The sequence below is a fragment of the Pseudarthrobacter arbutini genome (assembly GCF_054510915.1).
Map to the genome: position 1 here is coordinate 89209 of NZ_JBTNDQ010000003.1, position 19764 is coordinate 108972.

Consider the following 19764-nt stretch of genomic DNA (forward strand, 5'->3'; position numbering starts at 1 on the left):
GGGCAATGCAGCCCGGACAGCCTGCTTTTGAGGAGCAACCATGAGTACCGTCGATGTCATCCGGCACGTCAAGCTTTCCACCGCGCGGCTGCCGCTGGCCGTCCCCATCAGTGACGCCAAGGTTTTCACCGGCCGCCAGAAGCCCATGACCGAAGTTGTATTCCTGTTCGCGGAGATCACCACGGAACTGGGCTACAGCGGTATCGGCTTCAGCTACTCCAAGCGCGCCGGCGGCCCTGCACAGTACGCCCACGCCAAGGAGGTCGCTGAGGGGCTCATCGGCGAGGACCCCAACGACATCGGCAAGATCTACACCAAGCTCCTCTGGGCCGGCGCTTCGGTGGGCCGTTCGGGTGTGGCCACCCAGGCCCTGGCCGCGATCGACATCGCGCTCTACGACCTCAAGGCCAAGCGCGCCGGCCTCTCCGTGGCCAAGTTTCTGGGCGCCTACCGGGACTCCGTCCAGACGTACAACACCTCCGGCGGCTTCCTCAACGCCTCCCTGGAAGAGGTCAAGGACCGCGCCACGGTCCTCCTGGAGGAAGGCATCGGCGGCATCAAGATCAAGGTGGGCCTGCCGGACAGCAAGGAAGACCTGCGCCGCGTGGCCGGAATCCGCGAACACATCGGCTGGGATGTTCCCCTGATGGTGGACGCCAACCAGCAGTGGGACCGGGCCACCGCACTGCGCATGGGCCGCCAGCTGGAGCAGTACAACCTCATCTGGATCGAAGAGCCGCTCGATGCCTACGACTTTGAGGGCCACGCGCACCTCGCCAACGTCCTGGACACCCCCATCGCCACGGGCGAGATGCTGGCGTCCGTGGCCGAGCACAAGGGCCTCATCACCGCCAACGGCTGCGACATCATCCAGCCGGACGCACCCCGCGTCGGCGGCATCACCCAGTTCCTGCGTCTCGCTGCCCTCGCGGACGAACGCGGGCTTGGCCTGGCGCCCCACTTCGCCATGGAGATCCACCTGCACCTCGCCGCGGCGTACCCGCGGGAACCGTGGGTGGAGCACTTCGATTGGCTGGATCCGCTGTTCAACGAGCGCCTCGAAACCAAGAACGGCCGCATGCTGGTCCCGGACCGTCCCGGCCTGGGCGTGACCCTCAGTGACCAGGCCCGCGCCTGGACCACCGATTCCGTGGAGTTCGGCGCGTATCCTTGAACGCATGAGCCGGAACCTGACCGCGGACCTCGCCGCCGACCTTCGCGCCCGCATCGTGGACGGCGTCATTCAGCCCGGCGACAAGCTTCCCAGCGAAAACGCGCTGATGGTCGACTTCGGCGTCAGCCGCACCGTGGTGCGCTCGGCACTGACGCGCCTCCAGGCCGAAGGGCTGGTGGAAACCGAACGCGGGCGGGGCAGCTTCGCGCTGACCCCGCCCGACGACGGCCCCCAGCCAGTCCCGGGCAGCCGCCCCGTCGCCAGCATCGAAGACCGCCTCCACCTGCTGGAATTCCGGCTGGGCGTCGAGACCGAAGCTGCGGCCCTGGCCGCCCGCAACCACTCCGACCGCCAGCTCCGGGCGGTTTATGCTGCCCTGGAACAGTTCGCCGCCAGCGCTGACCACCCCGGCCACGCCATGAAGGCGGACTTCGAGTTCCACCGCGCCATCGCGGCCGCCTCCGGCAACCCTTTCTACTCCGATTGCCTCGCCGCCCTGGGCCAGACGATGATCGCGATGCCGCGCACCCGGCTGCTCACCGGCGTCGAACATTACGCACGGGACCACTTTGACCAGGTGGTGCACGAGCACCGGTCCATCGCTGCCGCCATCGCCGACGGCGATGAGACCGCCGCCTCAGCCGCCATGCGCAGCCACCTCGCAAATTCCCGACGGCGGTTCACGGCTTCGGTACGCCCGCCCGCTTAGGCACCGCCCGCGCTCAGCGCTCCTCGCGGCCGCGGGCCAGCACCTGCCCCTTGAAGAACTCGGGCCGCAGCCGGGACATCAACAGCATGATCACCACGCCCAGCAGGATCACGCCCATGCCCAGGATGAACACCATCCCCAGCCCGCCCACCGATGATCCGGAGCCGTACTCGGGGTCCATGGAATCGGCGGCGGTCTTGAAGAACATCACCAGCAGGATGACTCCACCCAGCAGCGGCGCCAGGAACTTGAAGAAGAAGGCGCGGCCATTGCTGAACGCCTGGGCCCGGAAGAACCAGACGCATGCCAGGGCTGTGATGCCGTAGTAGAAGCAGATCATCATGCCCAGCGCCGTGATGGTGTCCCAGAGCGCGTTTTCGGAGGTGGTCCGCGTGATGACGTAGAAGGCTGCGGCGGCAACGCCCGCGGCGATCGTGGCGTAGCTCGGGGACTTGAAGCGCGGGCTGACCTTGCCGAAGCGGCCCGGGAGTGCCTTGTAGTGACCCATCGACAGCATGGTCCGCGCCGGCGACACAAACGTGGACTGCAGCGAGGCGGCCGAACTGCTCAGGATGGCGAGGGACATCAGGATGGCGAACGGACCCATCACCGGCCCGGAGAGGACGGCAAAGATGCTCGACTGGTTCTCCGGATTCCCGGCGCCGAGGCCGGTTTCGCCCACCCCCGCAAAGGACAGGGTGGCCAGCGCAACGGTCATGTAGATCGCGACAATCACCACCACGGTGACGGTTGCCGCCCGCCCCGGAGTCTTCTCCGGATTCCTGGTTTCCTCGTTCATGGTCAGCGTGACGTCCCAGCCCCAGTAAATGAAGATGGAGAGGGAAACCCCGGCAGCAAAGGCTGAGAAGGATCCAACCGCGAACGGGTTAAACCAGTCCGGTGAAATGGCAGTCGCATCAAACGCCGTGCCGTTGGCCACATGGCTGAAGGCAGCAACGGCAAACCAGCCCAGCACCAGCAGCTGGAACGCCACCAGTACATACTGCACACCCTTGGTGGCCTCCATGCCCCGATAGGAAATCCAGCAAGCCAGGGCGATGAACACCAGGGTGGTGGCGATGTTCAGCGGCAGGTTCTTGCTCAGCTCGCCCAGGTCCGGGTTCCCGAACAGCTGGGCCAGCATGAGGTAGAAGAAGTCGACGGCGACCGCCGCCAGGTTGGACAGCACAATGATGGTGGCCGCAATCAGCCCCCAGCCACCCATCCAGCCGATCCACGGACCAAAGGCGCGCGATGCCCACGTAAACGAGGTGCCGGCGTCGGGCATGGCATTGTTCAGTTCGCGGTAGCCGAACGCCACCAGGATCATGGGGATAAAGCCCACCAGGAAGATCGCCGGCAGCTGAACCCCCACTTCCGAAACCGTTGGCCCCAGCGCCGCAGTCAGCGTGTACGCAGGCGCGATGCAGGAGACACCGATCACGACGGCGCCCAGCAATCCCACCGCGCCCGCCTTCAGGCCCTTCCCGCTCAGGCCCTTTTCAGCCAGGCCATTGCCCGGGGCGCTGGGTGGCTGTGCTGTCACTTCTTTGGGACTCATGGCCTTGCCTCTCTTTCATTCGACGCTGAATGGGGTGGAGCTGGTGCGCTCAGCCGACCGCGGCCGCGGCCTCGTTTGCCGCATTGAAAGCGCCCGCCGCGTCTACGATGCGCGCCGCAGTGCGCTGGCCCATGCGGACGGCTCCGTCAACATGCTGGTAGCCTTCGGCGGCGAGGTCTGAGGAGCACCAGTAGATCGGGCCCACGGGAGTGTGCTGGTCCTTGCCGTAGCGGTGCAGGCCGCCCAGATCGTAGCTTGCCGCGTACGCGCCCCGGGTCCATTCCTCGGAGCCCCAGTCGGATTCGTAGTAGACCTCGGGTGCCAGGGCCTTGTCCCCCAGGAACCCGGCGATCGATTCCAGGATGGCGCGGCGGCGGTCCTCGGCACCCAGCTCGAACACGGCGTCGGCCTTTTCATCCGAAACGAAGCCCACCAGGGTTCCACGTGAATCACCATGGTTAGTGTTGTCGTAGACCTCCTGGACCAGCGAACCGGCACCGAAACCCGTGCCGGAGAGTCCGTCTTTACGCCAGAACGGCGTGCTGTAGACGGCGTGGACCTTGATCACCAGGCCGAGGGACTGGTGCTGGTGCATCTGGTGCTGCCGCCGCGGAAGCGGCGGGTTAAAGGAGACGCGCGAGTAGAGGTTCGGTGGCACAGCCATGATCACAAAACGCGCATTCACGGTGGCGCGCTCCGAGACAACGCTGACGCGGTGTCCGCCTTCCCCGGCATCCTCCCAGTGGACCGTGCGCACCGGACTGTTAAGTACGACGTCGGCACCCAGTTCCGCTGCCTGCAGCAGGGACACCTGCTGCATCCCGCCGATGACCCGCTTGTCCAGGATGAAGTCCTCGTCGGTGAGGTGGCTGAAGGACCCGGCGGAGGCTGCCATCAGGACCGCCTGCAGCGCCGAAAACGCGTGCGCGGGCTTGGTGAGCATGCCGCCGGCGATGAACAGGCCAATGTTGTTGCAGGCCTCCTCGTCGGCGGAGTTCCGGCGCAGCCAGTGGTGGAAGGAGATGGTGTCCAGTTCACGGGCCTTGGGATGGGCCCACGGCTCGGTGGCGCCGATTTCCGCGGCGAGGCCGTCCAGAATGCCGATCAGCTTGTCCATTTCCGCCCCGGTGGCTGCGCTCACCGGGAAGGAATCACCGGTGTAGCGGGTTTTCTTCCCGTCGGCGCCGACGTAGACGGACTCGCCCTCCCGGTAGCGGGAGTATGTCTTCAGGCCGAGCTCGTCCAGGAGCTCCAGCAGTACGGTCTGATCCGGGGAGACCCACTGGCCGCCGATTTCCAGCATGGCCCCGTCAATGGTGTCGGTCCAGGTCCGTCCCCCCACTCGGTCCCTAGCTTCCAGCACGGCCACGCTGAGGCCGGCCTTCTTCAGCTCGCGGGCAGCGGTGAGCCCGGAGGGTCCGGCGCCAACGATCACAACGTCACGGTCAAGATTCAGCATGATGTCCTCTCTATGGCCGGTCGAGTGACACGAACCACTAAATGAATGCCATTCATTTATTAGAACTATAGCTGTTTTGCGGTCCGCAAGGAAGAGCCGGGTGGAATAATGCTGGAGACATCTGCCCGCAGAAAGGCCAGCAATGCCGGCATCACCAGCCGCTTCACGAACTGCCACGGAGCGCGAGCCTGTGCCGAAAACCGGTGCGGCACGGCGCCGCGCGGGGCGGCCCGCCGCAGCGGTCCTGGACCTGGCGGGCATCACGGCAGCAGCCCTGCGGCTCATCGGCAAGAACGGCTACGACGGTCTCACCATGGCCGCACTGGCCCGCTCACTGCACGTGGCGCCGTCGGCCCTTTATAACCATGTGGAATCCAAGCGGGACGTGCTCCTCCTCGTGGAAGACCATTTGACTGCCCTGGTGGATGTGACCGCATTCGCGGCGGAACCTTGGGAGTCCGCCGTGCGGAAGTGGGCCTGGAGTTACCGGGACGTCTTCGCAGAGCACACGCCCCTGATTCCCGTCATCGCAGTACTTCCCGTGACTGACGCACCGCAGACCCTCGCCATGTATGAGACCGTCAGCGCCGGATTCCGGGCGGCCGGATTCCCGGAGGAGCGGATCGTGTCCGCCATCGTGGCCCTGGAATCCTTCATCTTCGGATCCGCCTACGACGTCACGGCCCCAGCCGACATTTTCGATTCCGGCAGCATGGCGGAATCGACGCCGAGCTTCACGGGTGCCGTCCGGAGCCTGGCCGCGCTGCGGCACGAGAAACCTGCGGACGTGGCGTTCAGCCTCGGGCTTGAGGCCCTTATTGCGGGCTTCGGGGCGTTACGCGAGTAGGCGCAGGGCTTTCTCAGCCTCATCCTGTTGAAGAGGCCCAGCGTTAAAGAAAGGAACCCCGGTCCGAAGACCGGGGTTCCTTTGATTGCGTGCGCGAGGGGGGATTTGAACCCCCACGCCCTTTCGGACACTGGCACCTGAAGCCAGCGCGTCTGCCGTTCCGCCACTCGCGCGCAACTTCTTTTCCATGAATTACGGTCGGTTTCCCGTATCCGCAACCTTGTAAAAGCAGCGAGATCAAGCATAACGGACATCGGCGGCAAAACACCAATTGAGCCCCGGGAGCGGTCAAATTCCCCGCCGGGAGGGGGCCGGCAGGGAACCCCTAGCGAACTTTTCCGGGGGCCCGGCCGTTGTGGATTAAGGTCATTCACAGGCCTGCCCAGTAGTATCTGATGTAGTAGTGCCTGCCACTGCCAGGCAGGCCGCTGGGTTCTGAACTGCATTGTTGGCTGAGTTCCGGAACGAAAACTGCCCCGCAGTCGGGGGGAAAGGAGAAGGACCATGGGATTGCTGGACAAGGTCGAGCGCGGCATCGAAAAAGCCGTCCGCGGTGTCTTCTCCACCGGTTCGCGCGCCCAGGTGGAACCTGTGGAAATCGCCAGCCGGCTCCGCCGCGAGGTGGACAACAAAGCCCTCACCATCGCCGCCGGCCGCAGCCTGGCCCCCAATGTCTTCGACGTCCAACTCAGTGACGACGACTTCAGGAGGGCACAGGACTGGGGCACGCCGCTGGCCGAAGAACTCTGCGACGTCGTCATCAACCACGTCCGCAGCCAGGGCTACACCCTGCAGGGCTCGGTGCGGATCTCGTTCCGCCGTTCCGAGGAGCTGCGCGCTGGGGACTTCGAAATCGTCTCCTCCACTGAGAAGTCCAAAGCCGGCCCCGGAGTCTCCTCGGCCAGGCCCAACATGCCGGCAGCCCCCAGCCGCCCGCCCGTACGGCTGCAGCCCGTCCTGGACATCGACGGCCAGCGCTACTCCCTCAATGCCCCCTCCATCGTCCTGGGCCGGTCCTCCGAGGCCGACATCCTGATTGACGACACCGGCGTCTCGCGCCGCCACCTCGAGATCCGCACCGCCAGCGGCGTCACCAGCGCTGTGGACCTCGGCTCCACTAACGGCAGCTACGTCAACGGCCATAAACTGGCAGGCAGCACCGAACTGACCGACGGCTCCACCATCACAATGGGACGGACAAAGATCATCTTCCGCCTGCTTCCCGCCAACCCTGGGGGCCGCCCATGAGCGACCTGACCATCACTGCCCTGCGGTTTGGGTTCCTGATCCTGCTCTGGGTCCTCATCTTCAGCATCGTTTCGGCCATGCGCCGGGACCTGATGGTGGGCCGCAAAGCCGCCGCCGGCACCCCCACCGCCCGTCAGGTCCGCAAAAACCCGGAACTGGCCGAGGCTCCGCCGCAGCCGCTCAAGCAGCAGGCCCACCAACTGGTGGTCACCGAAGGCCCGCTCAAGGGAACCACCATCCCCCTGGCGGCCAGCCCCATCCTGTTGGGCCGCGCACAGGAAGCCACACTGGTACTTGAGGACGACTACGCCTCCGGCCGCCACGCGCGGTTGTTCCCGCAAGGCAGTCGATGGTTCATCGAGGACCTTGGCTCCACTAACGGCACCTACCTGGCCGACCAGCAACTTACCCGGGCTCTGCCCGTTGAGCTTGGTGTACCCGTGAGGATCGGCAAGACGGTCATCGAATTGAGGCCGTAGCCATGGCCGCTGACATTCCCGCCGGCGGGGCCACACCCGTCCAGCGGCCCCTCATCATGCGCTATGCCGCGCGCTCGGATGTGGGACGCATCCGGGCCAAGAATGATGACTCGGCGTACGTCGGCCGCCATTTGGCAGTGGTCGCGGACGGCATGGGTGGCCACGCGGGCGGCGATGTAGCCTCCGCCGCCACCGTGCTGGACATGCTGCACCTGGACCACGGCGACTACGACGGCGACGCCGGCACGGTCCTCGCCGACGAGATCCAGACGGCCAACTCCCTGCTATCCGAGCTGGTGCACATCAACCCCAAGCTCGCCGGCATGGGCACCACCGTCACATCCCTGCTGCTCGCCGAGGGCAAGCTGCACTTCGCGCATATCGGCGACTCCCGGGCGTACCGCCTGCGTGATGGCGAGTTTGAACAGGTCAGCGTAGACCACACGTTCGTCCAGCGGCTGATCGATGAGGGCCGGCTCCGGCCCGAAGAGGCCGAAACCCACCCGCACAAAAACGTCCTCATGCGCGTCCTGGGCGACGTCGACGCCAGCCCCGAGTTGGATCTGGACACCCTGGACGTCAAACCCGGGGAGCGATGGTTGCTGTGCTCGGACGGGCTCAACTATGTGGCCGGACACGTGGTGGAGCGGACCGTCCGCGAGACAAAAGATCTGCGTGAGTGCGTCGAAACCCTGGTTAACCTGACGCTGGAAGCCGGCTCACCGGATAACGTCACCGTGGTCATGGTGGAAATCACCGAGGAAACGTCCGACGACGTCAGTACCGCCGCCGTCGACATCATCCCTTCACAGCTGCTCACCGAAGCCCTCGCCGCGGCCAGCGACGCCGCCAGCGCTTCACCGGACCCCGAGGCGGCCGACGACGAAAAGCCCGCCGCCGACAAAGCCCCCGAAAAGCCAGCTGCCGCGGAACCGCCGCCCTCCACCGACCCCCATCTCGGCGAGCACCTTTCGGCCGAAGTGCTGCGGCAGGAACTCGCATCGCGCCCGCACGAACTCGTCGGTGCTGCGGCCACTGCGGCCGAGTCCGGCTCCATTCCCACCATCGCCGGCCGCACCGTGGCCCGGCGGGCCGCCACCGTCCTGACGCACAAGGCCGACGCCCCCGTTGCTGAGGCGGATGACCTCCTGGGACAGCCCAAACCCCGCCGCTGGGTCACTATGTCCATCGCCGCGTCCGTGCTGGTGGTGCTGACCGTGGGCCTCTGGCTCGGCTACGCCTGGACCCAGACCCGCTACTACATCGGGGAATACGATTCCCGTGTGGCCATCTACAACGGTGTGTCGCAGCGGCTTGGTCCCCTCCAGCTTTCAACCCTCGAAGCCGTAACAGAGATCCGGATGGATTCCTTGCCCCAGTTCTCCCAGCAGCGCGTCCGGCAGACAGTTCCCGCGCGTGACCTCTACGACGCCCAGCGGATCGTGAAGAACCTTGAAGGCACCGGCACCATTGCTCCGGCCGATGAGTGCCTTACGCCGTCGCCCACACCAGCCTCAACAACTGCCCCTGTCGCGACACCCACCGCGCCAGCCCCATCGCCGGACCCGTCCGCTCCCGCGGCAGCCCCGGCCCCGGCCGCCTCACCCAGCCCCACTGCCACCTGCGAGGGGGGCCAATGAGCCAGCTCAGCACCGTACCCAAGCCCCGGCGCAACGTGGAGCTGTTGCTGCTGATCCTCGCCCTGTGTGTGGGCATCGGCGCCAACATGCTGGTGGGCGTTGACCAGGAGAAGGCGTTCGACTCCGATTTCTGGTTCCAGTCCAGCCTCCTCGCGGTGGCCGCCCTGGTCTTCCACGTGGTCCTGCGCATCCGGGCTAAATATGCCGATCCGGTGATACTTCCCTTGGTGGTGGCACTCAACGGCCTGGGTCTCGCGATGATCCACCGCCTCGACGCCCCCGGGGAGGACACCGGCAATAATCAGCTGCGCTGGACCCTGATCGCCATGGCCGTGGCCATCGGCGTGATCTGGTTCCTCAAGGACCACCGGGTCCTCCGCCGCTTCACCTACATCTCGCTGGCTGTGAGCGCGCTCCTGCTGATTCTTCCGCTGGTGCCCGGCATCTCGGCCGGCGAAATCCTGGGCGCCCGGGTCTGGATCCGGGTGGGTCCCATGACGTTCCAGCCGGGTGAGATCGCCAAGATCACCCTGGCTATATTCTTCGCCGGTTATCTTTCCTCCAACCGCGACCTCATTCTGCTGGCCGGCCGCAAGATCGGCCCGCTGCAGTTCCCCCGGTTCAAGGACATGGGGCCCATGATCACCGCCTGGCTGGTGAGCATCGGCGTGTTGATCTTCCAGCGCGACCTCGGGTCTTCCGTGCTGTTCTTCGGCCTGTTCATCGTGATGATCTACGTGGCCACCAGCCGTATCAGCTGGGTGGTGATCGGCTTGGGCCTCATCCTGGGTGGCGGCTTCGTGGCAGCCCAGGTGTTTTCCCATGTCGAAGTCCGCATCTACGGCTGGCTGAACGCCTTCAGCCCCGACGTATACGAGACCGGCAGCCGGCAAGTCATCGAGGGACTCTTCGGCATGGCCAACGGCGGCCTGGTGGGTACCGGCCTGGGCCAGGGCCGGCCGGACCTGGTCCCCTTCGCCAACAGCGACATGATCATCGCGTCCATCGGCGAGGAGCTGGGCCTGATCGGACTGTTCGCCGTGGTGCTGATGTACGTGATGCTGTTCACACGAGGGTTCCGGGCGGCGCTGGGCACCCGAGATGCCTTTGGGAAACTGCTGGCCTGCGGACTTTCCTTCGCCATCGCCCTTCAGTGCTTCGTCGTGATCGGCGGAGTCACACGCCTGATCCCCCTGACCGGTTTGACCACGCCTTTCCTCGCCGCCGGCGGTTCGTCGCTGCTGGCCAACTGGATCATCGTGGGCCTGCTCCTGCTGATCTCCCATACGGCGCGGGGACCGGTGGACACCACACCACTTCCTCCCGGCGGCGCTGCGGAACCTGCAGGAATTGATACTCCCACCGAGGCGGTGAAACGAGCGTGAACCAAGCAATCCGTAATTCCTGGGTGGCAGCGATCGCCATGTTTGCCCTGATCTTCGGCGCCATCAGCTTCGTCCAGGTGGTCGGTGCCGATGACCTCAAGGGCAACCCCCTGAACCAGCGGGCCATTCTGCAGAATTACTGCAACGACCGCGGCGCCATCATCGTGGGCGGCGAGCCGGTGGCCGAATCGGTGGAAGGCACCTCCGAGGTCTGCCAGTTCCAGCGGACCTACGCGCAGCCGGCACTGTATGCAGGCCTCACCGGCTACTTCTCCCGGAACTACGGTGCCACTGGCCTGGAAGTAGCGATGAACGATCAGCTGGCCGGCAGCTCAGACCAGCAGTTCTTCGACCGGATCGGCCAGCTCTTCCTGGGCAACCAGCCGAAGGGCGCCTCGGCGGAACTCACCATCGATCCCGCCATCCAGAAGCTCGCCTACGACCTCATCCCGGACGGCCAACGGGGATCCATTGTGGTCACCAACCCCAAGACCGGCGCCATCCTGGCCATGGTGTCCAAGCCGTCCTATGACCCCAACCTGATCGCCACCCAGGACCCCAACGCCGAAACCACCAACATCAATGAGCTGGTCAAGGTACCCGGCATCAACCTGAACCAGAATGTCAGCGGACCAACGGGCGAGCTGCTCGCTCCGGGATCAGTCTTCAAGCTGGTGGATACGGCTGCGGCCCTCGCCTCCGGGAAGTACAACAAGGACAGCGTGCTCCCCAACCCGGCCGAGATGCCGTTCCCGGGGATCCAGTACAAACTCCCGAACTACGCCGGAGGCAACTGCTACACCCAGGACAAGGCCAGCTTTGCCTTCGCCCTGCAGCAATCCTGCAATACGCCGTTCGCCAGCATTGCCCTCGACCTGGGCCGCGACGCCATCGCCGAGCAGGCTGCGAAATTCGGCTTCGGCGAGGATCTGGGCGACCAGCTCAAGCTCGCCTACGCCAGGGGCAGCGGATTCCCCGATGACCTGGACGGGCCAGGCCTGGCCCAGTCCGCCATCGGCCAGAAGGACGTGCGCGCCACTCCGCTACAAATCGCCTTGATGACCTCGGCAATCGCCAACAACGGCGTCCAGATGAGCCCCAGCCTGGTCAAGACCGTGCGGTCCCCGGACCTCAGGGTCATTGACGAGCCCCAGCCTGAAGCGCTCCGGACGTCCACCACCCCGGAAATTGCCCGGCAGATCACCGAGTGGATGACCAGTGCGGTGAGCCAGGGCATAGCCCGCGGGGCTGCCGTCCCCGGTGTCCAAGTGGCCGGCAAGACCGGAACCGCTGAACTGGGCAACGGCCTGAACAACTCATGGTTCACCGGGTTTGCCCCGGCGAACAACCCGGAGGTGAGTGTCACCATCGTCATGGAAGGCGTAGACATCACCACCGGCGCACAGCTAACCAGTCCGAACGCGAAGAAGATTTTTGAGGCGGTGTTGAATAAGTGAGGCCTACAACGGGAATCACCCTCGGCGGCAGATTCCAGCTGACCACGCGGATTGCGATCGGCGGGATGGGAGAGGTCTGGAAGGCCAAGGACCAGGTCCTGGGCCGCATTGTCGCCATCAAGGTGCTCAAGGAGGAATACACCGGGGACCCCGGTTTCCTCCAGAGGTTCCGCGCCGAGGCACGCCACACCGCACTGCTGAACCACGTGGGCATCGCCAATGTCTTTGACTACGGCGAGGAGGAGGGATCCGCCTACCTGGTCATGGAGCTCGTTCCGGGCCAGCCGCTGAGCAGCATCATCGAGCACGAGCAGGTGCTGTCCCCGGACCGGACGCTGTCCATGATGGCGCAGACCGCGCGCGCGCTTTCCGTCGCCCACGCCCAGGGGCTGGTCCACCGCGACATCAAGCCGGGCAACCTGCTGATCACCCCCGACGGCCGGGTCAAGGTCACCGACTTCGGCATCGCCCGCCTGGCCGACCAGGTCCCGTTGACGCAGACGGGCCAGGTGATGGGCACCGCCCAATACCTCGCCCCCGAACAGGCCACCGGCCAGACCGCTACCGGCGCCTCGGACATCTACTCACTCGGCGTGATCGGCTACGAGTGCCTCACCGGGCACCGGCCGTTCTCCGGCGAATCCCAGATCGCCATTGCCCTCGCCCAGGTCAACGACGCCCCGCCGCCGCTTCCGGAGACTCTCCCCAAACCGGTCCGCGCGCTCCTGATGTCAATGCTGGCCAAGGACCCCAAGAACCGCCCGGCCAACGCCATCAAGCTGTCCGAAGCCGCCGAGGCCATCCGCAACGGCGATATTGACGCCGCGCACGCAGCGGTTCCCGGCATGCTGCTCTTCGAGGCAACCACGGGCCCCATTACCGCGCCGGTGGACATTGCCACGGCCCCCACTGGCGTCATCGCCCAGAAGGACAGAAACACGACGTCGACGTCCGCACTGCCCGTGCTGGGTGCCGCTGCCGGCGGAGCTGCAGTCGGCGCCGCGGCCGCGGGCGCAGCCACTGGAGCCGGGAGCACGCTTTCGCGTGCGGACGCGCTGGCTGCGGAGCGCAGCTGGGTGCAGGAGGAAGAGAAGTACGACGACGAGCCAGCCGACGAGCCCGACCGTCGCGGCCGCAGCCCCTGGACGTGGCCACTGGTCGCCCTGATCGTGCTGGTCCTGTTCGCGCTGGTGGGGTTCTTCCTGACGCAGCAGGGGATTTTTAACCCGGCAAATACCGTCACCAACTCGGCATCAAGCACCCCGCCGTCCACCAGCGCCAGCCCGACAAAGACCTCGGCATCCGCTACACCTACGCCCAGCCGGACCACCGATGCGCCCACTCCAACGCCCACGCCCAGCACGGTGGACATCATTTCTGCGGCCTACCTCGGAAAGGACTACCGTCAGGTCCAGGGGGCGCTGGAAACCATGGGCCTGTCCGTCCGGGTCATCCCGCAGCAGAGTACTTCCGCCGCCGGAACGGTGTTGCAGGTCAACCCCACGGGCACCGTGCCCAAGGGGGCTGAAGTGACTGTGACCTACGCCGTCCCGGTCCCGGCCAGCACGCCGACCGCTCCGCCGTCCACGCCGGCCTCCGCTGCACCAACGTCCGCCCTGCCCGGCTGCAACCCCGGCCAGGTGCAGGGCTTGCCCCCAACCTGCGCGCCGTAGCGGTCAGGATTGACAGTGAGTGATTCGGCCCGCACCCCGCTCCACCGGGAGGACAGCCTCCCGGTGGATAACCAGCGTGTCCTGAGCGGCCGCTACGAACTCGGCGGAATCATCGGCCGCGGAGGGATGGCGGATGTCCACCGCGGAGTGGATACCCGGCTTGGCCGGACCGTTGCTATCAAGCTTCTCCGCCCGGATATGGCCCGTGATCCGCAGTTCCAGGCACGCTTCAAACGGGAAGCGCAGTCCGTGGCGGCGCTGAACCACCCGTCCATCGTCGCCATTTACGACACGGGCGAACATACGGTTCCGGATGGCTCGGAGGACAGTGTCCGGGTGCCCTACATCGTGATGGAGTTTGTTGAGGGCCGGACCATCCGCGACCTGATCCGGGCCAAGGAAGTCAGCATTGACCAGGCCATCGACTTCTGCCTGGGCGTGCTTTCTGCCCTTGAATACAGCCACAAGGCGGGCATCGTCCACCGGGACATCAAACCCGCCAACGTGATGTACTGCGAAGGCTCCAATTCCGTGAAGGTCATGGACTTCGGGATCGCCCGGGCCATCGCCGATTCATCCGCCACCATGACGCAGACCCAGGCCGTGGTGGGCACTGCCCAGTACCTCTCGCCCGAGCAAGCCCGGGGCGAAACGGTGGATGCGCGCAGCGACCTCTACTCCGCAGCGTGCCTGCTGTACGAAATGCTCACCGCCCGCCCGCCCTTTATTGGTGACAGCCCCGTGTCCGTGGCGTACCAGCACGTCAGGGAAATCCCGGAGCCCGCGAGCAGCGTGAACCCGGAGGTCTCGGCCGCCCTGGACAGTGTCCTGGCCAAGGCTCTGCAGAAGAACCGGGCGGACCGTTTCCAGGACGCGGCCGCCTTCCGGCGTGCGCTGCGCGCCGCCCGGGCGGGCGTGTCGGTGCCCGCGCTGGCCGCGACCGAAGCCCCCACCGATCCTAATGACCACGTCCCGACGCCGGAACGCCCGCCCGTGACAGAGGCGTTCGGGCTCACCGGAGCCGGCTTCCTGGACGATGCCCCCACCGGCCTGCAGCGCAACGCGGACGACACCCGGACTGACGGCGTACCGGTCATGGCGGCCGCCACCCTGGGACAGTCGGATGTCGATGAACTGCCCTTGGGTTTCGCTCCGGAACGTGAGCGGACCGCCCGGCAGAAGTCCCGTCGTCGTACGTGGATTGCCACACTGGTGATCTTCACCCTGCTGGTTCTTGGCGGCGGCGGTCTCTGGCTGTACAGCATCATGAACCAGCCAGCTCCAGCGCCGCCCAAGGTGGCGGTCCCGGCGGTCGCGTCCCTGACGGAGTCGGCGGCCCTGCAGGAACTTTACGGTGCCAACCTGCGGCCGCAGATCAAACGGAACAAGCACGAGACCATACCCAGCGGGACGGCCATCGGCACTGACCCGGTGGCCGGAACCTCGCTTGACCCCAATGCGGAGGTGATCCTGAATATCTCTGAAGGCCCAAGCGCCGTCAAGATTCCGGAGAACCTTCCGGGCCAGACAGAAGCCGCGGCGCGGGACATCCTGCGCCAGGCAGGACTCGTGGGAGCCCCTTCCACCACCACAGCCAACAGCGCCACCGTTCCCGGCGGCCGGGTGATTACCACCAGCCCGGCACCGGGCCAGATGGTGGGGGTGGGCACCACGGTGGAGATCGTGATTTCCACCGGCAAGGTGTCCATGCCTGAACTGCGGGGCCGCACGCGTGCCGAGGCGGAAACGGCGCTAAAAGAACTTGGCCTGGTCCCCAACGTCCAGGAAGTGGAGAACTCCCAGGTGGAGGCGGGCCTGGTCACGGATCAAAGTGACCCCGTGAATGCCGCCGTCGATCAGGGCAAGACGATCAATATTGTGGTGGCCAAGGAACCGGCCCCGCCGCCCACACCAACGCCGACAGCCACACCCACAGCCACCAAAAAGGGCTAAGCCTCCGCCCGCTCCTTAAAGCAACGCGGGGTCCCTTCGCGCCCATCCCGAAGGGGAACATGGGCGCGAAGTGACCCCGCGTTGTTCGTGCGTGTGCCGGTCAGTGCTGGATGAGCGGGCTCAACGTGGCGGCACGGGCGGCGGCTCCCGCCATTCCCAGGGACTCGAGCCAGTTGCCCAGCATCTGGTAGCCGCCTTCGGTCAGGACCGACTCCGGGTGGAACTGCACGCCGCACAGCGGTGCAGTGCGGTGCTGCAGGCCCATCACGACGCCGGTCGCGGTCTCGGCGGTGATCTCCAGGACGTCGGGGATGGTGTCCCTTACCGCTGCCAGCGAGTGGTAGCGCGTCGCTGTCACGGGGGAGGGGAGCCCGGCGAAGACGCTTGTGCCGTTGTGCTCCACCAGCGAGGTCTTGCCGTGCATCAGCTCCGGCGCGTGGGTCACTGTGCCGCCATAGGCTTCGGCCAAGGCCTGATGGCCCAGGCACACACCGAACATCGGCTTATTGTTCGCCCCGCACCACTTGATCAGCTCAATGCACACGCCCGCTTCGGCGGGGTTGCCCGGACCGGGTGAGATGAGGACGCCGTCGCGCGTTTGTGCCATCTCGATGGCTTCAGCGAGGGTCACGTCGTCGTTGCGGACAACGGTGGTCTCGGCGCCGAGTTCCTGGAGGTAGCCCACCAGGGTGTAAACGAAGCTGTCGTAGTTGTCTACGACCAGGATTTTGGTTGTGGTCATGGCTGGCTTGCAGAACCAATCGTTGAGTCGGTGAATGCGGTGAACCCGGACATCCATGGGAACAGGAACTGAACCATCAGGATCAGTGCGCCGGCGATGAGCGCCAGCGACGTGAGGATCCGCAGCCAGAGGGGGCCCGGCAGGTGGTGGAAAATCCAGCCGTACATACTCAGTTTCCTCCCACGGCTGCGGCCACCTGGGCGGCGATCTCAGCCGGCGGGCCCGCCGAGGCAGGCTGCCAGCTATCCAGCAGCGCGTACGCGATGATGCGTTCCTCGGCGCCGAAGCGCGGATTGCAACTGGTCATGGTGAGGAAGCTTTCGGTGGGAGTGACGCCGGGGCGGGTGGGGACCGGTTCCAGGACATCGGTCCGGGACGGCATCACAATCTGGTTGTTGCGGAAGACATAGATGTAGTAGCCGTCCTTGGTCTGGACGTAGATTTTGTCCCCCGGGACAAGGGTGTGGATATTGTCCAGGACGGCACCGTGCGTCTGTCGGTGTCCGGCCACCGCGAAGTTCCCGACGGCGCCGGGCATGGCGGTGTTGGCGTAATGGCCAAGCCCCAGCGTATCCAAGACATCCCCGGTGGTTCCCTGCACGATGGGTCGCGTGTAGTTGGGGCCAAAGCGGGGGATATACATGATGCCGATGGTGCCGGCATGGCCTGGTGCCGCGGCAACGGCCGGGGTGCCGTAATCCACGGGCGCTGCCGATGGATCCGGTTCCGGGCTTGCAGGCATCGCGCCGCCCAGCCCCTGGGCGAACTCCTTGATGACGGCACTCTGCTTGGCGTCGGATTCGATGTTGGTCCACCACAGCTGCCAGCCCACAAAGAGCAGGAGGATAATGCCGGCTGTGATGAGCAGCTCGCCGAGCACCTGCACTGTGCCACGCAGAATGGAAGCGCGGGCGGGCGCCGCACGCGCGGGCCGCGTGGCGGCGCGCCTCGCCTTCTCCTGCACTACCACGCGTTCTCCTCCGGGGTGGCCGCGATGGGCGTTTGAATGCCCTGAACTACGGCTAGAATTGACTGCTAGTAAGAATCCAGATTTGACCAAGATCGCGCAGACCGCTGGCAACTTCCTTCTTGCAGGATATCAAGCCCGCGGCGCCGAGCTTGCTCCAGTCCGCCAAGGAGAGCACGTGCCCGAGTCAAAGCCTCGCAAGAAGACTTCCAGCGCCGCGCAGCCCGCTTCCGCGGCGCAGGCGTATAAGCCCAACGCTGTTTGGTTCAAGCCGGTGATGTTCGGCCTGATGATCATCGGGCTCTTCTGGATCATCACGTTCTACATCAGCGAGGGCCGGTTTCCTGTCCAGGCGTGGGAGTCATGGAACATCGTGGCCGGCTTCGGCATTGCCATCATCGGCTTCCTGATGACCACGCGGTGGCGTTCCTAGGCTCCCGATCACCTGAACCTGTATCGCTGCCAGGGAACTGGCTGCACGCAAGGCGGCCCGGCACTGTGTGCTGGCCCGCCGCACCCGCCCTCACTGGCAATTCAATACCCGCCCTTGGGCAATTTTCCATGGCGCTAACAGCCTTAGCTGGAACCTCCACATCTTCAAGTTTGGCTCTACCGCGTAACCCACGAACCTAATTGAACCGGGGGTTCCAGCCCGGGACCGGGCCTGGCGCTTCATATTGTCTAGCGTGGCACGGGGGGCATGTGCTTTTGGCCCGTCGTTCACCGTCCCTTCAAGTCCTTCCGAAGTATCTTGCCGGCGGCGGATTTTGGCACGACGTCGATGAAGGCCACGGCGCGGACCTTCTTCTGTGGCGCGACGTGGGATGCGACGAACGACATCACCGCGGATCCGTCGATGGAGGAACCGCCGCGTCGAACGACGAAGGCCTTGGGAACCTCTTGCCCTTCCTCGTCCAGTGACCCGACGACGGCCGCATCGAGGATGTCAGGATGAGTCAGCAGCAACGCTTCGAGCTCGGCCGGTGCGACCTGGTGCCCTTTGTACTTGATCAACTCCTTGAGGCGGTCGACGATGTAGAACTCACCATGCTCCCCGACGGTCGCAATATCGCCGGTATGCAGGAAGCCAGCCGCGTCAATCGTCTCGCGCGTTGCATCCTCGCGCTCAAGATAGCCGAGCATGACATTCGGCCCGCGCACCCATAGCTCGCCCGGAGGGCTGTGCCCGCTGGCAGGGTGCACGATCTCCTCGCCGGTTTCCACCGACATCAGCTTCGCTTCGAGGTTCGCGACCGGCACCCCCACCGATCCGAGGGAGAGGTGGTCACCGTCAGCGGGCAGCACATGGGTCACAGGACTGGCCTCACTCATGCCATAGCCCTGACGCATCCGTGTGTTCAACCGGTTCTCGACGGCCGCCATCAGCGCCGCGTCGATCGGGGCGGCGCCGGAGAGGATGGCGCGAACGCTCGTCAGATCGTATTGGTCGATGAGCGGGTGCTTCGCCAGGGCGACCGCGAGGGGCGGCGCGATGAACAGGTAGGTGCACGAGTGATCCTGAATGATGCGCAGGAACTCGGGCAGATCGAATCGAGGCATCGTGACCAGCGTTGCGCGCCGTTCCAAGGCAATGTTGAGCAGCACGGTCATCCCGTAGATGTGCGAGAACGGAAGAAGCGCAAGCACCCGGTCGGTCGCTTCAACGTCGACGGCCGCACGGACCTGGCAAACGTTCGCGACGAGGTTCGTGTGGCTGAGCTGCACGCCCTTCGGTATTCCCGTCGTTCCAGAGGAATACGGCAGCACTGCGACGTGCGTAGCCGGGTCGAACACGAGATCGGGCGCAGGCGCTCCCTGGCCGAGCAGGTCGGCAAGACTCGGGTGCCCATCCATTCCGTCCAGCACGATGACGGCGTCGGCGTTCAACCCGACCGCGTCCGCTGCGACCTTGGCCTGCTCGTAAATGGAGCTCGTGGTCACGAGAGTCCGCGCGCCGGAGTCCCGCAACTGCACGGTGATCTCCTCCGCCGTGTACAGCGCGTTCACTGTGGTCGCGCTCGCTCCGGAACGCAAGATGCCGTGAAAGGCGGTAGCGAATTCCGGCACATTCGGGCAATGCAGCGCCACCACGGAACCGACCCCAATTCCGCGGGCGGCAAGTGCCCCCGCCAGCAGGATGCTGCGTTCCGCGAGTTCGCCAAACGTTGTCTCCGCACCAGTTGTGCCGTCGACGATGGCAGTGCGGGCAGCGTCCTCTTCGCTCAGGGCACCGAAAAGGAATTCGAAAACGGATGTGTTCGAAATGACCTGGTCAGGATAGGGGCTGCGGTACATGGTGATCTCCTTCGATCAGTCAGCATAGTTCGTGGAATCGTTAGCGGGCAGCATGGGTAGGTGCGCTGCACATACGCTGATTATCTGAAGTCAACTTAGCTTCCGCCGCGGAGTACCCAGGGTTCAGATAGCCGCTCGTACGTGTCGGGGAGCACACGCACGTAGTACTTGCGTT

General features: G+C 65.4%; 17 protein-coding genes and 1 tRNA gene. 11 read left to right on the top strand and 7 right to left on the bottom strand.

The genetic code is table 11. The features are described from left to right. Window positions 1-40: 40 nt before the first annotated feature. Both ACX80V_RS04405 and ACX80V_RS04410 read left to right on the top strand, forming a co-directional pair. Entirely contained in the window at window positions 41-1174 is a 1134-nt protein-coding gene (locus ACX80V_RS04405) for an L-talarate/galactarate dehydratase (RefSeq protein ID WP_485842136.1), read from the top strand. A 4-nt stretch (window positions 1175-1178) separates the two neighbouring features. Continuing rightward, window positions 1179-1883, top strand: a complete 705-nt coding sequence (locus ACX80V_RS04410; RefSeq protein WP_485842137.1) for a FadR/GntR family transcriptional regulator — start codon at window positions 1179-1181, stop codon at window positions 1881-1883. Between the two features lie 13 nt (window positions 1884-1896). Here the strand turns inward: ACX80V_RS04410 and ACX80V_RS04415 are convergent, their stop codons facing one another. Together ACX80V_RS04415 and ACX80V_RS04420 are read right to left on the bottom strand one after the other, a co-directional pair. Continuing rightward, window positions 1897-3444, bottom strand: a complete 1548-nt coding sequence (locus ACX80V_RS04415; protein WP_485842138.1) for an APC family permease — start codon at window positions 3442-3444, stop codon at window positions 1897-1899. A gap of 49 nt (window positions 3445-3493) precedes the next feature. Beyond that, window positions 3494-4903 (bottom strand): flavin monoamine oxidase family protein, encoded by a 1410-nt coding sequence (locus tag ACX80V_RS04420; RefSeq protein WP_485842139.1) that lies wholly within the window; start codon window positions 4901-4903, stop codon window positions 3494-3496. A gap of 142 nt (window positions 4904-5045) precedes the next feature. Between ACX80V_RS04420 and ACX80V_RS04425 the strand changes: the two genes are divergently transcribed. Next, window positions 5046-5750 carry a TetR/AcrR family transcriptional regulator gene (locus tag ACX80V_RS04425; protein WP_058930615.1) on the top strand — a complete coding sequence of 235 codons (705 nt, stop codon included), beginning with the start codon at window positions 5046-5048 and terminating at the stop codon, window positions 5748-5750. Between the two features lie 90 nt (window positions 5751-5840). Here the strand turns inward: ACX80V_RS04425 and ACX80V_RS04430 are convergent. Continuing rightward, window positions 5841-5923, bottom strand: a tRNA-Leu gene (locus ACX80V_RS04430). 331 nt (window positions 5924-6254) lie between these two features. On the opposite strand from ACX80V_RS04430, the gene ACX80V_RS04435 reads away from it, so the two are divergent. Genes ACX80V_RS04435 through pknB form a run of 7 tightly spaced genes read left to right on the top strand, consistent with a single transcriptional unit; the run spans window position 6255 to window position 15585 of the window. Beyond that, entirely contained in the window at window positions 6255-6998 is a 744-nt protein-coding gene (locus ACX80V_RS04435; RefSeq protein WP_485842140.1) for an FHA domain-containing protein, read from the top strand. Next, entirely contained in the window at window positions 6995-7477 is a 483-nt protein-coding gene (locus ACX80V_RS04440) for an FHA domain-containing protein FhaB/FipA (protein WP_056342800.1), read from the top strand. Before ACX80V_RS04435 ends, ACX80V_RS04440 begins: the two co-directional genes overlap by 4 nt. 2 nt (window positions 7478-7479) lie before the next feature. Further along, on the top strand, window positions 7480-9117 hold the full coding sequence (locus ACX80V_RS04445) for a PP2C family protein-serine/threonine phosphatase (RefSeq protein WP_485842141.1): 1638 nt from the start codon (window positions 7480-7482) through the stop codon (window positions 9115-9117). Then, on the top strand, window positions 9114-10502 hold the full coding sequence (locus ACX80V_RS04450; RefSeq protein WP_485842142.1) for an FtsW/RodA/SpoVE family cell cycle protein: 1389 nt from the start codon (window positions 9114-9116) through the stop codon (window positions 10500-10502). The genes ACX80V_RS04445 and ACX80V_RS04450 overlap by 4 nt, the downstream gene beginning before the upstream one ends. Continuing rightward, window positions 10499-11959: a peptidoglycan D,D-transpeptidase FtsI family protein gene (locus tag ACX80V_RS04455; RefSeq protein ID WP_058930619.1), complete on the top strand. Its 1461-nt coding sequence runs from the start codon at window positions 10499-10501 to the stop codon at window positions 11957-11959. The genes ACX80V_RS04450 and ACX80V_RS04455 overlap by 4 nt, the downstream gene beginning before the upstream one ends. Beyond that, a complete protein-coding gene (locus ACX80V_RS04460) occupies window positions 11956-13632 on the top strand; it encodes a protein kinase domain-containing protein (RefSeq protein ID WP_485842143.1) in 1677 nt (558 codons plus the stop codon). Before ACX80V_RS04455 ends, ACX80V_RS04460 begins: the two co-directional genes overlap by 4 nt. Before the next feature lie 15 nt (window positions 13633-13647). Beyond that, window positions 13648-15585: a Stk1 family PASTA domain-containing Ser/Thr kinase gene (gene pknB / locus ACX80V_RS04465; RefSeq protein ID WP_485842144.1), complete on the top strand. Its 1938-nt coding sequence runs from the start codon at window positions 13648-13650 to the stop codon at window positions 15583-15585. A gap of 100 nt (window positions 15586-15685) precedes the next feature. Here the strand turns inward: pknB and ACX80V_RS04470 are convergent, their stop codons facing one another. Genes ACX80V_RS04470 through ACX80V_RS04480 form a run of 3 tightly spaced genes read right to left on the bottom strand, consistent with a single transcriptional unit; the run spans window position 15686 to window position 17297 of the window. After that, the gene (locus tag ACX80V_RS04470; RefSeq protein ID WP_056342783.1) at window positions 15686-16327 is read right to left on the bottom strand and encodes an aminodeoxychorismate/anthranilate synthase component II; all 642 of its coding nucleotides are present in this window, start codon (window positions 16325-16327) and stop codon (window positions 15686-15688) included. Next, window positions 16324-16494: a hypothetical protein gene (locus tag ACX80V_RS04475; protein WP_485842145.1), complete on the bottom strand. Its 171-nt coding sequence runs from the start codon at window positions 16492-16494 to the stop codon at window positions 16324-16326. The genes ACX80V_RS04470 and ACX80V_RS04475 overlap by 4 nt, the downstream gene beginning before the upstream one ends. A gap of 2 nt (window positions 16495-16496) precedes the next feature. After that, entirely contained in the window at window positions 16497-17297 is an 801-nt protein-coding gene (locus ACX80V_RS04480) for a class E sortase (RefSeq protein ID WP_058930622.1), read from the bottom strand. Between the two features lie 175 nt (window positions 17298-17472). Between ACX80V_RS04480 and ACX80V_RS04485 the strand changes: the two genes are divergently transcribed. Further along, window positions 17473-17727 carry a cell division protein CrgA gene (locus ACX80V_RS04485; RefSeq protein WP_058932876.1) on the top strand — a complete coding sequence of 85 codons (255 nt, stop codon included), beginning with the start codon at window positions 17473-17475 and terminating at the stop codon, window positions 17725-17727. A gap of 287 nt (window positions 17728-18014) precedes the next feature. Here the strand turns inward: ACX80V_RS04485 and ACX80V_RS04490 are convergent, their stop codons facing one another. Continuing rightward, on the bottom strand, window positions 18015-19589 hold the full coding sequence (locus tag ACX80V_RS04490) for an AMP-binding protein (RefSeq protein ID WP_485842146.1): 1575 nt from the start codon (window positions 19587-19589) through the stop codon (window positions 18015-18017). Window positions 19590-19764: the final 175 nt, after the last annotated feature.